We start from the raw sequence: 14,387 nt of genomic DNA, 5'->3' as shown, positions 1-14,387 counted from the left end.
ATGGCCTCAGGCCTTGATCTGTTCGAACCACTTCGAGACATTGGGCGGTTCGTACATGGCGTAGCGGTCCAGCAGCAAAGCAGGGTCCTCTTCCACCACCAGCATGTCGCGATGCTGGGGGCGGATGAATTCTTCCTCGACCGCATGGTCCACGAACTGGACCAGCGCGTCGTAGTAGCCGGCAATGTTCAACAGGCCGCAGGGCTTCTGGTGCATGTTCAGCTGCGCCCAGGTCCAGACCTCGAAGAACTCTTCCAGCGTGCCCGCGCCGCCGGGCAGCGCGATGAAGCCGTCGGCCTTCTCCATCATCATGGCCTTGCGCTCGTGCATGTTCTGCACCAGGTGCAGCTCGGTCAGGCCGCGGTGCGCCTGCTCCTTCTTCATCAGCAGTTCGGGGATCACGCCGATCACGCGGCCGCCGGCGGCCAGCACCTCATTGGCGACCACGCCCATGATGCCCACGACCGAGCCGCCATACACCAGCCCCAGATCGCGCCGCACCAGTTCGCGGGCCAGCACGCGGGCCTGCTCGATGTAATCCGGCCGGGCGCCCGGGTTCGAGCCGCAATACACGCAAATGTTCTTCAAAGTCATAGATCTTCGGGTGATGCCCATCCCGTTACAGATTGCGTCACGGGTTTTCGGGAAGCCCATAGTTTACGCAAGGATCGAAAACCGTTTTCGCCGGGCAATTTGGGGGGGCGCAGGCAATGTTTGGACACAGCATGTTCCGCCACGATCGGTAGACTGGGTTGTACGGAGAGACTGGAAGCCCAGTGTCGCAGTGCTTTCACTTAACCAAGAGGAGCCACGATATGGAACAAGCAACCCGTACCCAAACGCAGGCGAGCCGCCCGTTCGACATGGACGTGAAGGCCATACGCGCCAAGGCGCGCCAGGACATCGAGTCCGGCGCCGTGACCGACACCTATCGCGCCGACCGCCAGACCGTGCTGAAGCTGCTGAATGAAGCGCTGGCCACCGAGATCGTCTGTGTGCTGCGCTACAAGCGCCACTACTTCATGGCCCGCGGGCTGAACGCCGAGCCCGTGGCCGCCGAATTCGCCGAACACGCCACGCAGGAACAGGACCATGCCGACCGGCTCTCGGAACGCATCGTGCAGCTGGGCGGCGAGCCCAACCTGTCGCCCAAGGGGCTGTTGGAGCGCAGCCATTCCGAGTACGTCGAAGGCACGTCGCTGGAGGACATGATCAAGGAGAACCTGATCGCCGAGCGCATCGCCATCGACAGCTACCGCCAGATGATCGAGTACATCGGCGAACAGGACACCACCACGCGCCGCCTGCTGGAAGAGATCCTCGCGGTGGAGGAAGAGCACGCCGACGACATGTCGGACTTCCTGGCCAAGCGCTAGCGGACGCGGCGCGCCGCCCGGGCGTCATGGCGGCGCGCGGCCGCGTCCAGCGCCGCATGATGGTTCTCGGCCCAGCGGTCCAGCGCGATCAGGGCCACGTTCAGGGATTGGCCCAGTTCGCTCAGCCGGTAGTTCACGTGCGGCGGCACGGTGCCCAGGTCCTCGCGCAGCACCAGGCCGTGACGCTCCAGTTCCTTGAGCGTCTGGGTCATGACCTTCTGTGAAATCCCGTCCAGCCTGCGCAGCAGCTCGTTGTTGCGCATGGGGCCATGTTCCAGCGCAGGCAGGATCAGCGGCACCCATTTGCCGGCAATCAGTTCCAGCGCTCGGCGCGACGGGCAGGCAGCGTCGAACACGTCGCCCGAGGGCACGGAGGCGGATGGCTTTTTCATAGTTACCAAAAGGTGCGTACTTGTCTTGTGGTAACTATAGTCTCTAAGCTAGCCGTTCCCTGGTTCTGGCAGGAGGCCGCAATGGCCTGGTTGATTCTGGTCGCCGCGAGCGCGGTGGAAATCGTGATGGCCCTGGCCTTGAAGTATGCGGATGGCTGGACGCGATTCTGGCCCAGCGTGATCGGCATTGCGGCCGCCCTGGGCAGCGTGTTCCTGCTGACGCTGGCCATGAAGCAGCTGCCTGCTGGCACGGCCTACGCCATCTGGACCGGTATCGGGTCCGTGGGCATTACCGTGCTGGGAATCATGCTGTTCGGGGATTCGCCGTCTGCCGCGCGCCTGCTGTGCATTGCGATGATCGTGGGCGGCGTGGCTGGGCTCAAGCTGCTGGAAGCCTGAGCTGCGCGCGGCGGGCGCCGCGCGCGGGAGCGGATTCAGATCGCGTCGGCCCAGAGGTCGTATTCGTCGGAATCGGTGACGCGGGCGCGCACCAGATCGCCCGCCTTCAGGGGCTTGTCCGAGCTGACGTAGACGCAGCCGTCGATTTCAGGCGCATCGGCGCTGCTGCGGCCCACGGCGCCGTCTTCGTCCACTTCGTCGATCAGCACGTCGATCTCGCGGCCGACCTTCCTGGCCAGGCGGGCGGCGGAGATCGATTGCTGCAGCTCCATGAAGCGTTCCCAGCGTTCCTGCTTGACCTCGTCCGGCACCGGATTGTCCAGCAGGTTCGCGGGCGCGCCTTCCACCGGCGAATACTGGAAACAGCCCACGCGGTCCAGCTGCGCTTCCTGCATCCAGTCCAGCAGGTACTGGAAGTCTTCCTCGGTTTCTCCGGGGAAGCCGACGATGAAGGTCGAACGGATTGTCAGGTCCGGACAGATCTCGCGCCAGCGCTTGATGCGGGCCAGGGTCTTGTCCTCGAAGGCCGGGCGCTTCATGGCCTTCAGGATGCGCGGGCTGGCGTGCTGGAACGGGATGTCCAGGTAGGGCAGGATCTTGCCCTCGGCCATCAGCGGGATCACTTCGTCCACGTGCGGGTACGGATACACGTAGTGCAGGCGCGTCCACACGCCCATCTCGGACAAGGCCGTACAGAGCTCGGTCATGCGGGTCTTCACCGGACGGCCGTTCCAGAAGCCGCTGCGGTACTTCACGTCCACGCCATAGGCGCTGGTGTCCTGCGAGATCACCAGCAATTCCTTCACGCCCGCCTTGACCAGGCGCTCGGCCTCGCTGAGCACGTCGCCCACCGGCCGGCTGACCAGGTCGCCGCGCATCGACGGGATGATGCAGAAGCTGCAGCGGTGATTACAGCCTTCCGAAATCTTCAGATAGGCGTAGTGCCGCGGCGTGAGCTTGATGCCTTGCGGCGGCACCAGGTCCAGGTAGGGGTTGTGGTCCTTCTTGGGCGGCGCTGCCTCGTGCACCGCGCGCACCACCTCTTCGTATTGCTGCGGGCCGGTCACGGCCAGCACGCTGGGGTGCACGTCGCGGATCACCGATTCCTCGACGCCCATGCAGCCGGTCACGATGACCTTGCCGTTCTCGGCCAGGGCTTCGCCAATGGCCTCCAGCGATTCCGCCTTGGCGCTGTCGATGAAGCCGCAGGTATTGACGACGACCACGTCGGCATCGTTGTACTCGGGCGTGACTACGTACCCTTCGGTGCGCAGTTGGGTCAGGATGCGCTCGGAGTCGACCAGGGCCTTGGGACAGCCCAGGGAAACGAATCCCACGCGCGGGGTCCGGCCGTCGGCGTTGGCGGCGGCGATGGTGTCGGCCAGGGCGGAGGTGGCGGACGCGTTCGCGTCAGCGTCGTTGGCCTTGCCGGGGCCCTTGCCAGGCCGGGAGGTTTCGAGGATTTCCAATGTCGTTCACCAAAAAATCGCGCGGCAAGCGTGTCGCGCGGCGGATGTGTTGTTCGTGTCGGGCGAGGCCGGGGCGGCTGGCCTCAGGATTCAGCGTGTTCGTTGGCGGGCCACGGGGGCAGCTCTCGCAGGGTCTCGGGATGCATCATTGCTACCTGCAGCAGGGTCTTCGCCGCGCCCGAGGGGGTGCGCCGTCCTTGCTCCCAATCTTGCAGAGTGCGTACGCTCACGCCCAGCAGTTCAGCGAAATCCGTTTGCGGCAGGCCCACGCGGCTGCGTGCTTCGCTGATATGCGACGCCTGCCACGGTACGCTGCGCGCCGTCGGGGCAGCATTCTTCATGGCTCTTCAAAAGTCGGGCGCCTGTATGGCGTCCCAGGGTTCAGGCCATCGCGCCAGGATGGGCGGCGAAGGCGAATTTTTAATTATACGGCATTGCCGTAGGTCAAGCGCGGGGCGCTCCAATAGCGCGATGTGCCTGCTGTCAGGAATCATCCCCGCGCGTAGTGCGGTCGCGAGGCGGATCGATGCATCCACGTTGTTGGGTGCTGCCCAACGTGTATCCGCGCGGGATTTGGAATCGAGGTTGCATCAAGGCGCGCTGCGCCGATACAGCGCCAGCGTCCCCGCCAGCCCGATCAGCAGTCCCCCGCAGACGCGGTTCAGCCAGCGCAGGCCGGCGCCCTGGAAGGCGCGCACCATCTGCGCGCCCAGCGCGGCGTAGGCCAGCATCACGGCGACGTTCATCAGCGCCATGACCCCGGCCAGTACGGCGTACTGCGCCAGTAGAGGGGCGGCGGGATTGATGAACTGGGGCAGGAAGGCGGACATGAACAGCAGCGCCTTGGGGTTGGTCAGCGCCACCGCGAAGCTGCGCAGGCCCAGCGCCAGGCCGGCCGGACGCCGGGCGTCCGCCTGGGCGGCGGGCATGACCAGCGCCGCGTCCGAGCGCAGCATCTTCCAGCCCAGGTACGCCAGATAGGCCGCGCCCACCCCTTTGATGAGCTGGAAGGCGATTTCGGACGCCGCCAGCACCACGCCCAGGCCCGACGCCACCGCGCCGATCAGGACCAGGTCGGCCAGCACCGCGCCGGCCATGCCCCAGCAGGCAGCGCGCACGCCGTGGCGCGAACCGTTGCTCATGGCGAGCAGGACGGTGGGGCCCGGCGTGATGATGGTGACGGCCGAGGCCAGGATGAAGAGCAGCAGGGTGGCGAGGGTCATGAGGGGCTCCGTGGCTGGGGCCAGTGTGCCGCGACGGCCGCCATTCGTCCAGGTCCGGCTACCATAGCGGTCTTATCTCCTGAATTTGCATCATGTCCACGCGTTCCGACTCCCCCAATTTGGCCCCTCCGCTGTCCTCCGTCCTGCTTTCCAGCGCGGAGGTGGTCGAGAGCGTGCTGGACGGCCGCTCCCTGACGGACGCGCTGGCCGACGTGGAATCGTCCCTGCGGCCCGCCACGCAGGCCGTGTCGTTCCATGCCATGCGTTACCTGGGCTGGGCCGACGCCGTGGGTCGCGAGATGGTGCAGCGCTATCCCAGCGTGTTGTTCGAATCTTTGTTGCTGGTGTCGCTGACCCTGCTGAAGGAAGAAGGCGATGCCGCCGCCGCCCTGCCGGGCATGCCGGTCTACGCGGCGCACACGGTGGTGGACCAGGCCGTGACGGCGGCCTCCCGCAGCCGCGCCCTGGCTTCCTATAAGGGCATGCTCAACGCCTGCCTGCGTCGTTTCCTGCGCGAGCGCGCGGCGCTCGAGGCTGCCGTGGCGGACAGCCCCGAGGCCCAATGGAACCACCCCGGCTGGTGGGTCAAGCAGCTGAGCGTGGCCTATCCGCGGGAATGGCGCGAGATCCTGGCTGCGGCCAATGTGCCCGCGCCGCTGACTCTGCGGGTCAATCGCCGCCGCGCCAGCCGCGAGCAGGTGTTGGCCGCCTTCCAGGCCGCCGGCCTGGCGGCCGAACCTGTGGGCCAGTCCGGCCTGGTACTGGCCACGCCCAAGCCGGTCACGCAACTGCCCGGCTTTGCCGAGGGCTGGTGGTCGGTGCAGGACGCCGGCGCGCAACTGGCGGCCGAACTGCTGGCGCCTGCCGACGGCATGCGGGTGCTGGACGCCTGCTCGGCCCCTGGCGGCAAGACCGCCCACCTGCTGGAGCTGGCCGATATCGATCTGCTGGCGCTGGATGCCGACGCCGACCGGCTGGCCCGTGTCGGCCAGAACCTGGACCGGCTGGGTCTGGCAAGCGATCGTGTCCAGTTGAAAGCGGCGGATGCGGCCGACCTGGACGCCTGGTGGGACGGCAAGCCGTTCGACGCCGTGCTGGCCGACGTCCCCTGCACGGCCTCGGGCATCGTGCGCCGCCATCCCGACATCCGCTGGCTGCGGCGCGAGAACGACGTGCGTCGCACGGCCACCCTGCAGGCCAGCATCCTGGACGCGCTCTGGCGCACCGTGGCGCCCGGCGGGCGGCTGCTTTACGTGACCTGCTCGATCTTCCCGATCGAGGGTACGCGCCAGGCGCTGGAGTTCATGCAGCGCCATCCGGAGGCGCAGCGCCTGGACGCGCCCGGCCAATTGCTGCCAGTTGCGGTCGATGCAACACCTGCGGCGCAGCGCGACGGGTTTTTCTACGCCTTGTTTGCCAAGCAGTCCTGAATCGCCAAGAATAGGGGGCATGACGTAGTTCCGGTGCCGTATGTCCATTATTCCGCGCTTATTTCTCGGGTTGTTGCTCGCATCTGCCTTGCTTTCCTTCGTGCCGGGCGGGCAGGCGCATGGGGCGGAACCCAAGGTCACCGAAGTTCGCCCGGCGGTTCGAGACGGCCAGCTCCAGATCGACGCGGACATCGAGTTCGAACTGAACTCGCAGCTGCGCGAAGCCGCCCAGCGCGGAGTGCCGCTGTATCTCACCGCCGACCTCACCGTCACGCGCGAACGCTGGTGGTGGTTCGACAAGTCCCTGGTCGACACGTCCCGCACCTGGCGCATCATCTACAACGCCCTGACCCGGCAATGGCGGGTGGGCGTGGGCGAACTTACCTTTCCAGTCGCCTCGCTGGATGACGCCATGGGGGTCATCCGGCATATCCGCAACTGGCCGGTGGCGGACGCCGCCGACTTCGATGCGGGCGTGCTGTACGGCGGCCAGTTGCGCCTGCGCCTGGATACGTCGCTGCTGCCGCGGCCCTTCCAGGTCAACGCCCTGAACAGCAGCTCCTGGGTACAGTCGACGCCGTGGATGGACTTCACGTTCGTGCTCAGCGACAAGGAGAAAGACCCGTCATGAGGCTTGTGCTTCGGCTGGCCCTGATGGTTGGCGCCGCAAGCGGCCTGGCATTGCTGGGGCTGTTGGCGTGGTCCACCGGCAATGCCTCGCGCTTTGCGCGCTACTACGACACGCTGCTGGTGCTGAATGGCATTTTTGCGCTGGCGCTCTTCATCTGGGTGGTGGCGCTGACCGTGAGGCTGGCGCGGCAGATCCGTCGACGCCAGTTCGGCGCGCGGCTGACGGCCCGTTTTTCCCTGGCGTTTGCGCTGATCGGCGTGGTGCCCGGCGCCCTGATCTACACCGTGTCGGTGCAGTTCATGTCACGCTCGATCGAATCCTGGTTCAACGTGCGCGTGGACACGGCGCTGGAGGCGGGCCTGAACCTGGGCCGCGCCGCGCTGGATTCGCTGCTGGCCGACCTGGACGCGCGTGCGCGCTCCATGGCCATGGAACTGAACCGCAGTTCCGACAGCGGCGTGACGCTCGCCTTGACGCGGCTGCGCGAGGCCAACGGCGTGCAGGAAGCCATGGTTTTTACCGGCAGCGGGCGCATGATCGCGTTCTCCACCAGCCAGTACGGGCAATTGCTGCCCGCGATGCCGCCGTCCACCGTCATGAACCAGCTGCGGCTGGCGCGCGGCTACTCCGCCGCCGAGGCCGATGACCCGGTGACCCCCGGCGCTGAAGGCGGGCTGCACCTGCGGGTGGTGATTCCGCTGACCGGCCCCGACCGCTACGACAACCTGTTGGGACCGGCATCCGAACCGCGTTGGCTGCAGCTGCTGCAGCCGGTACCCGAGCAGATCGCCCACAACGCCAATCTGGTGCAGCAGGGTTTTCGCGACTACCAGGAGCTGGCGCTGTCGCGGCTGGGCTTGCGCAAGCTGTACGGCATCACCCTGACCCTGGCCTTGCTGCTGGCGGCCTTCGGCGCCATCGCGGTGGCGCTCTCATTGTCCAAGCGGCTGGTGCGCCCGCTGCTCAGCCTGGCGGGCGGCACGCAGGCCGTGGGCGTGGGCGACTACCGGCCCTTGCCCGAGCCGCCCGAGCGCGACGAAGTCGGCCAGCTCACGCGTTCGTTCAACGCCATGACACGCCAGCTCGACGAGGCCCGCCGCATGGTCGAGAGCAACCGGCAGCAGCTGGAACGCTCCAATGTCTATCTGGAAAGCGTGCTGTCGAACCTGTCCTCCGGGGTGCTGGTGTTCGACGAATCGTTCCGCGTCACCACCGTCAACCAGGGCGCCCAGACCATCCTGGGCGCGGACCTGCGCTCGGTGATCGGACGGCCGCTGGAAATCGTGGCCGGCATGCTGGAGTTCGCCAACATCGTGCGGCAGGCTTTTTCCGCCCACGCCGCGGTGGGGTCCGAGCGCCAGCACTGGCAGCAGCAATTCGAGATCGCCCCGGGCCAGGACGACGCGCCCGCTGGCTCGCAGCCCCTGACCCTGCTGGCGCGCGGCACGCATCTGCGCGTGGACGGGCGCGGCAACGGCTATCTGGTGGTGTTTGACGACATCACCGAAGTGATCTCGGCCAACCGGACCGTGGCCTGGGGCGAAGTCGCCCGCAGGCTGGCGCACGAGATCAAGAACCCGCTTACGCCGATCCAGCTATCGGCCGAGCGCCTGGCGATGAAGCTGGAGGGCAAGCTGCCTCCCGCCGAGGCCCAGATCGTGGCACGGTCTACCAATACCATCGTCAACCAGGTGGCATCGCTCAAGCAGATGGTGGACGACTTCCGCGAATATGCCCGCACGCCGCCGGCCGTGATGCAACGCATCGACTTCAACGCCCTGGTGGCGGACGTGCTGTCGCTGTACGGCTGGGAGCCCGAAGGCGGTTCGTCGCGCCTGGCCGAAAAGGCCCTGAATCTGGACGTGACGCTGGCGCCGGACCTGCCGCCCATCGAGGGCGATCCCACCCAGTTGCGGCAGGTGATCCATAACCTGATGTCCAATGCCCGCGACGCGATCGCCGAGCAGGGCGGGCAAGGGCGGGTCAGCGTGACCACGCAGCTCATGCGCAGCGAGCAGCCCGACCGGGCGGCCCATCAGGCGCTCAGGTTCACGGTCGCCGACACGGGCCCGGGCTTTCCTCCCCAGGTCATGCAGCGCGCGTTCGAGCCCTACGTCACCACCAAGTCCCACGGGACTGGGTTAGGATTGGCAATCGTACGCAAGATCGTGGAAGAACACGGCGGGCGTATAGACCTTGCGAACCGCAAGGAAGGGGGCGCGCGGATCTCCATATTGTTGACCCGGCTGGCTTCCGAGGCCGATACTATGGACGCGACCGCGCAAGAAAAGGATAATGCGGCTACGCAATAGGTGGATGCTTTATGGCCAGAATTCTGGTGGTTGACGACGAAGTCGGTATACGCGAGCTTTTGTCGGAAATCCTATACGACGAAGGACACACGGTCGAGCTGGCTGAAAACGCGGCGCAAGCGCGCGCCGCACGCTTGCGCATGCGTCCTGACCTGGTGTTGCTGGACATCTGGATGCCGGACACGGACGGCGTCAGCCTGCTCAAGGAATGGGGCTCGCAAGGCCTGCTGGACATGCCCGTGATCATGATGAGCGGCCATGCCACCATCGACACGGCAGTCGAAGCCACGCGCATCGGCGCCATGGACTTCCTTGAAAAGCCGATCACGCTGCAACGCCTCCTGAAGACGGTCGCCGCCGGCCTGGCGCGCGGCCGCGCGCCGCATCCGGCGCCTGCCGCCGCGCATTCGGCCGTGGCCAGCCCCGCGGTGGCGCTGGAAGACGAACTCGATCCCCCGGTCCAGGCCGCCGCGCCGTCCAACGAAGTCCCCGTCACGTCCAACGGCCAACTGGGCAGCATTTCGCTGGACCAACCGCTGCGCGAGGCGCGCGACGAATTCGAGCGCATCTATTTTGAATACCACCTGGTCCGCGAAAGCCACAGCATGACCCGCGTGTCGGAACGCACGGGGCTGGAACGCACCCACCTGTATCGCAAGCTCAAGCAATTGGGCATCGAGTCCGCCCGCAAGCGGAGCTCATGAAGATCCTGATCATGGGCGCTGGTCGCGTAGGCACCAGCGTGGCCGAGAACCTGGTGTCCGAAGAGAACGACATCACGGTGATCGATTCGGATCCTGTCCAGCTCCAATACCTGCAAGAACACTTCGACCTGCGCGTCGTCCATGGCGACGGCTCGCAGGTTTCGGTGCTGGAGGCCGCTGGCGCCGCCGACACCGACCTGCTGATCGCCTGTGCGGCCTCGGATTCGGCCAATATGGTGGCCTGCAAGATCGCGCGCCAGCTGTTCAACATTCCCCGCCGCATTGCCCGCATCCGTTCGGTGGAGTTCGCCGAACACCCGGAACTCATGAGCGAAGAGGGCTTCTGCATCGACGCCCTGATCAGCCCCGAGCGCAGCGTCACCACCTATCTGCACAGCCTGATCGAATTTCCCGAGGCCCTGCAGGTGGTGGAGTTCGCCGAAGGCCGGGTCAGCGTCGTGACCGTGCGGGTCGGGGCGGGCAGCCCGATGGCCCATTCGCCGGTCGACAAGCTGCGCGACGTCTGGCCCGACGTGAAGGCGCGCGTGATCGACGTGCTGCGCGGCGGCCGGCCGCTGCGGGCCGGCAGCGGTACCGTCGTCGCCCCGGGCGACGAGGTGGTGCTGGTGGTGGACTCGCGCGATGCGCGCCGCGCCGTTCGGCAACTGCGTGAGGCCGAGCGTGCCGTGCGCCGCGTGATGATCGCGGGCGGCGGCAACATCGGCCTGCGCCTGGCGCGCCAACTGGCCGAGGAAAAATACAGCGTCCGCATCATCGAGCGCGACCAGAAGCGCTGCGAATACCTGGCGACCCAGTTGCCCGACAGCGTGCTGGTGCTGCACGGCAGCGGCACCGACGAGGCGTTGCTGGAACGCGAGAACATCGAGGACATGGACACCTGGCTGGCGCTGACCAGCGACGACGAGGACAACATCATGTCCTCGCTGCTGGCCAAGCGCCTGGGCGCGCGCAAGGTGATCGCGCTGATCAACCGCCAGGCCTACGGCGAGCTGATGCAGGGCAGCCATATCGACATCGCCGTGTCGCCATCCCAGGCCACCATGAGCGAACTCCTGCGGCATGTGCGCCGCGGCGACGTGGCCGCCGTGCACCGGCTGCGCCAGGGCGTGGCGGAAGCGCTGGAGGCCATCGCCCACGGCGACCGCTCCACCTCCAAGGTGGTGGGGCGCGCGGTCGGGCAGATCAGCCTGCCCAAGGGCGCCAGCATCGGCGCGCTGGTGCGGGAGGACGAAATCATCCTGCCGGACGCCGACACCGTGATCGAATCCGACGACCACGTCATCGTCTTCGTGCCCTCGCGCCGGCAGATGCCGCGCGTGGAAAAGCTGTTCCAAGTCTCGGCGTCGTTCTTCTGATGCGCGCCGCCTCCTTCCTTCTGCGCGGGCCGCGCGCGGCCGGATAGCTCCATGAAGCGCGTCCTGGGCACTCTCTACATCCTGGGCCTGACGATGGTGATGTTCGCGCTCACCATGCTGATCCCGCTGACCGTCGCCTACGTGGGCGGCGACGGCGCGCGCGAGGCCTTCCTGGACGGGTTCCTGATCTCGGTGGGCATAGGCGGCGGCCTGGCCGCGATAACGCGCCGCGCCCGCTGCGAGTTGCGGGCGCGCGACGGCTTCGTGCTGGTGTCGGCCGTGTGGGCGGGCCTGCCCCTGCTGGCGGCCATTCCGCTGCTGCTCTACTTCCATGGCGCCGGCTTGCCGCTGTCGTTTACCGGCGCCTATTTCGAGGCCATGTCGGGCCTGACCACCACCGGCGCCACCGTCCTGACCAATCTGGACACCTTGCCCGCGTCGATCAACCTGTGGCGGGCCACGCTGATCTGGATCGGCGGCATGGGCATCCTGGTGCTGGCCGTGGCCATTCTGCCCCTGCTCGGGGTCGGCGGGCACCAGGTGGTGCGGGCGGAAACCCCCGGACCGATGAAGGACGAGCGGCTCACGCCGCGCATCGCCAGCACCGCCAAGGCGCTGTACGCGGTGTATTTCGTGTTCTCCATCCTGTGCTTCCTGGCCTACCGGGCGGTCGGCCTGTCGTGGTTCGAGGCCTGGTGCCACATGGCCACCACCATGGGCCTGGGCGGCTTTTCGACCTGGGATGACGGCTTCGCCCATTTCGATTCGGTCGCGGTGGAAATGGTGGCGATGGTGTTCATGCTGATCGCAGGCATCAACTTCGCCACCCACTTCAACGCCTTCCGCCAGCGCAGCGCGCGCGCCTACGTGCGGTGTCCGGAGGCGATCCCCTATCTGGTGGTGGTGTTGGGAGTCGGGCTGGTCATCTCGGTGTTCCTGTTCCTGAAAGGGGTCTATGAAGACCCGCTGCAGGCGCTGCGCTACGGCATGTTCAACACGATTTCCATGGCGACCACCACGGGCTACGCCAATACCGACTTCGCGCAATGGCCGCTGTTCGCCCCGCTGACCATGCTGCTGCTGTCGGGCTTCGCCACGTCGGCCGGGTCGACCGGGGGCGGCATCAAGATGATCCGGGCGATCCTGCTGGTCAAGCAGGCGCGCAATGAGCTGGTCACAATGTTGCACCCGCACGCGGTCAGCCCGGTGCGCATCAATGGCCGCGCGGTCGAGACCCGCACCATGTCGTCGGTGCTGGCCTTTATGCTGTTCTACGGCCTTTCCATCGCCGTTTTCACCAGCCTGCTGCTCCTGTCCGGCCTGGATCCGATCACCGCCTTCTCGGCCGTCTTCGCCAGCGTCAACAACACCGGACCAGGCCTGGGGCCCGTCGGACCCATGGGCAACTTCGCCGTCCTGTCCGATTTCCAGATCTGGGTCTGCACCTTCGCGATGCTGATCGGGCGCCTGGAACTGCTGACGGTGCTGGTGTTGTTCACCCCTATTTTCTGGCGGAAATAGATAAGGGATAACCCTTATAAGGGTTGTCCCACCCCCTCTTGAAAGCCCCTTGAGCGCTTGCTTTCCGGCTGCCGCAGCCCGGGAGGCCGCGCCATTTCTATGCCGTGAGCGCTCGCTCACTTTCCTTCACAGGGAAAAACCGATTGCTTCGTGATGTTGCACATAAATGTCACGATTTTCCATCTTCTTGCCACAAAACAGCGGCTATCATGCGTGCACAAGCTGCCGTCTAGTGCCCCCCGGGCTGTTTCCGGGCTTCAAGGTCGAACGGCGCACACCCTCATCAAACATTCAGAAAGGAGTCCGAGATGGAACAGATCCCGTTCATTTCGTCGGCCCCCAACACCCTGGGCATCGAGCTCGAGCTGCAACTGATAGACCCGCGCAGTTTTGACCTGACCGCAGCCTCGGACGAGCTGCTGGCCCAAATGGCCAACCACCCCATCGCCGACCGCGTTAAACCGGAAATCACGCGGTCCATGATTGAACTGAATTCCTCGGTGCACGAGCACCCCATGGGCCTCTTGGCCGAGATGCGCGAAATGCGCGACGCCCTGATCGAAGCGGCGGACGCCGTGGGCGTATCGGTCGCTGGCGGGGGCGCCCACCCCTTCATGCGTTGGCAGGAACGGTCCATTTCGGACACCCCGCGCTTCCAGTACCTGGCCGAAATGTACGGTTACCTGGCGCGTCAATTTACGGTCTTCGGCCAGCACATCCACCTGGGCGTCAAGAGCGGCGACGATTCCATCAAACTGTTGCGCCGCCTGTCGCCCTATGTGCCGCACTTTATCGCCCTGTCGGCCTCGTCGCCCTATTGCGAGGGGGTGGACACCTTGTTCTCGTGCTCGCGCCTGAACGCGGTCAACAGCTTCCCGCTGGCCGGGCACATGCCGCCCGAGGTGAAGGACTGGTACCAGTTCGAGGCCCATCTGGCGCAGCTGCGCGCCTATGGCCTGGCGGAAAGCATCAAGGACCTGTACTGGGACATCCGCCCCAAGCCGGAATTCGGCACGGTCGAAATCCGCGTGTGCGACACGCCGCTGACGGTCGAACGGGCCTGCCAGCTGGCGGCCTTTGCCCAGGCCCTGGCGGTGCTGCTGATGCGCGAGGGCGATCCCGGCGACGGCGCCTGGCTGTCCTACCGCAGCAATCACTTCCAGGCTTGCCGCTTCGGCCTGCAGGGCAGCTACGTGACGCCGGACGGCCAGCGCCTGCGGCTGATGGACCACCTGCGCAACCTGTTCCAGCGCCTGATGCCGGTGGCTGAAGAGCTGGGCACGGGCGACATGATCGCCGCCCTGCGCGATGAATCCATGCGCAGCGGCAACGATTCCCGCTGGCTGCGCAGCCAGTTCCACCGCTTGCGCGACCTGCCGCTGGTGGTGGAGGCCATGTCGAACGCCTGGCGCGGCGTGGCTTCGCCCGGCGTAGGGCCCGCAGAACCGACGGCGGTCCTGAGGCGCCGCATTCGTGCAACCTCCGAGCCCATGTCGGCGTTGCCGGCTTCCGAGCCCGGGGTCAGCGTGCCGATGCCGGAACGCCTGCACTAGA

At 66.3% G+C, this 14,387-nt stretch carries 14 protein-coding genes; 9 read left to right on the top strand and 5 right to left on the bottom strand.

The genetic code is table 11. From position 1 onward, the window contains the following. Positions 1–6: 6 nt before the first annotated feature. Positions 7–594, bottom strand: a complete 588-nt coding sequence (locus IB258_RS20040) for a TIGR00730 family Rossman fold protein (RefSeq protein ID WP_054457738.1) — start codon at positions 592–594, stop codon at positions 7–9. Positions 595–815: 221 nt separating this feature from the next. On the opposite strand from IB258_RS20040, the gene IB258_RS20035 reads away from it, so the two are divergent. Then, complete coding sequence (locus IB258_RS20035) at positions 816–1,376, top strand: bacterioferritin (protein WP_192353102.1); 561 nt, start codon at positions 816–818, stop codon at positions 1,374–1,376. On the opposite strand, the gene IB258_RS20030 is transcribed toward IB258_RS20035, so the two are convergent. Further along, entirely contained in the window at positions 1,373–1,768 is a 396-nt protein-coding gene (locus tag IB258_RS20030) for a helix-turn-helix domain-containing protein (RefSeq protein ID WP_192330246.1), read from the bottom strand. The two genes, IB258_RS20035 and IB258_RS20030, sit on opposite strands and share 4 nt — an antisense overlap. Before the next feature lie 81 nt (positions 1,769–1,849). Here IB258_RS20030 and IB258_RS20025 point away from each other — a divergent pair, with 81 nt between their 5' ends. Beyond that, on the top strand, positions 1,850–2,167 hold the full coding sequence (locus IB258_RS20025; RefSeq protein ID WP_042796135.1) for a multidrug efflux SMR transporter: 318 nt from the start codon (positions 1,850–1,852) through the stop codon (positions 2,165–2,167). Between the two features lie 35 nt (positions 2,168–2,202). Here the strand turns inward: IB258_RS20025 and rimO are convergent, their stop codons facing one another. The 3 genes from rimO to IB258_RS20010 all read right to left on the bottom strand — a co-directional run bounded on the left by rimO (position 2,203) and on the right by IB258_RS20010 (position 4,859). Beyond that, the gene (gene rimO, locus IB258_RS20020; RefSeq protein ID WP_054457789.1) at positions 2,203–3,540 is read right to left on the bottom strand and encodes a 30S ribosomal protein S12 methylthiotransferase RimO; all 1,338 of its coding nucleotides are present in this window, start codon (positions 3,538–3,540) and stop codon (positions 2,203–2,205) included. Positions 3,541–3,719: 179 nt separating this feature from the next. Continuing rightward, complete coding sequence (locus tag IB258_RS20015) at positions 3,720–3,977, bottom strand: DNA-binding transcriptional regulator (protein WP_054457735.1); 258 nt, start codon at positions 3,975–3,977, stop codon at positions 3,720–3,722. A 249-nt stretch (positions 3,978–4,226) separates the two neighbouring features. Next, a complete protein-coding gene (locus tag IB258_RS20010) occupies positions 4,227–4,859 on the bottom strand; it encodes a LysE family translocator (protein WP_192353101.1) in 633 nt (210 codons plus the stop codon). A gap of 92 nt (positions 4,860–4,951) precedes the next feature. Here IB258_RS20010 and rsmB point away from each other — a divergent pair, with 92 nt between their 5' ends. From rsmB to IB258_RS19975, 7 genes are all read left to right on the top strand, one after another. Then, positions 4,952–6,289: a 16S rRNA (cytosine(967)-C(5))-methyltransferase RsmB gene (gene rsmB, locus IB258_RS20005; RefSeq protein ID WP_192353100.1), complete on the top strand. Its 1,338-nt coding sequence runs from the start codon at positions 4,952–4,954 to the stop codon at positions 6,287–6,289. 40 nt (positions 6,290–6,329) lie between these two features. Continuing rightward, on the top strand, positions 6,330–6,920 hold the full coding sequence (locus tag IB258_RS20000; protein WP_082401241.1) for a DUF4390 domain-containing protein: 591 nt from the start codon (positions 6,330–6,332) through the stop codon (positions 6,918–6,920). Next, on the top strand, positions 6,917–9,232 hold the full coding sequence (locus IB258_RS19995) for an ATP-binding protein (RefSeq protein ID WP_192353099.1): 2,316 nt from the start codon (positions 6,917–6,919) through the stop codon (positions 9,230–9,232). Before IB258_RS20000 ends, IB258_RS19995 begins: the two co-directional genes overlap by 4 nt. 11 nt (positions 9,233–9,243) lie before the next feature. Then, positions 9,244–9,936, top strand: a complete 693-nt coding sequence (locus IB258_RS19990; protein WP_119450201.1) for a response regulator — start codon at positions 9,244–9,246, stop codon at positions 9,934–9,936. Then, complete coding sequence (trkA, locus tag IB258_RS19985; RefSeq protein WP_054457730.1) at positions 9,933–11,312, top strand: Trk system potassium transporter TrkA; 1,380 nt, start codon at positions 9,933–9,935, stop codon at positions 11,310–11,312. The genes IB258_RS19990 and trkA overlap by 4 nt, the downstream gene beginning before the upstream one ends. A 51-nt stretch (positions 11,313–11,363) precedes the next feature. Beyond that, positions 11,364–12,833: a TrkH family potassium uptake protein gene (locus IB258_RS19980; protein ID WP_054457729.1), complete on the top strand. Its 1,470-nt coding sequence runs from the start codon at positions 11,364–11,366 to the stop codon at positions 12,831–12,833. Between the two features lie 308 nt (positions 12,834–13,141). Next, positions 13,142–14,386: a YbdK family carboxylate-amine ligase gene (locus IB258_RS19975; RefSeq protein ID WP_054457728.1), complete on the top strand. Its 1,245-nt coding sequence runs from the start codon at positions 13,142–13,144 to the stop codon at positions 14,384–14,386. The last annotated feature ends 1 nt before the right edge of the window (position 14,387 follow it).

The organism is Achromobacter sp. ACM02 (assembly GCF_014851605.1).
GTDB lineage: Bacteria > Pseudomonadota > Gammaproteobacteria > Burkholderiales > Burkholderiaceae_B > Achromobacter > Achromobacter aegrifaciens.
This window is presented reverse-complemented; position numbering and strand designations above follow the sequence as displayed.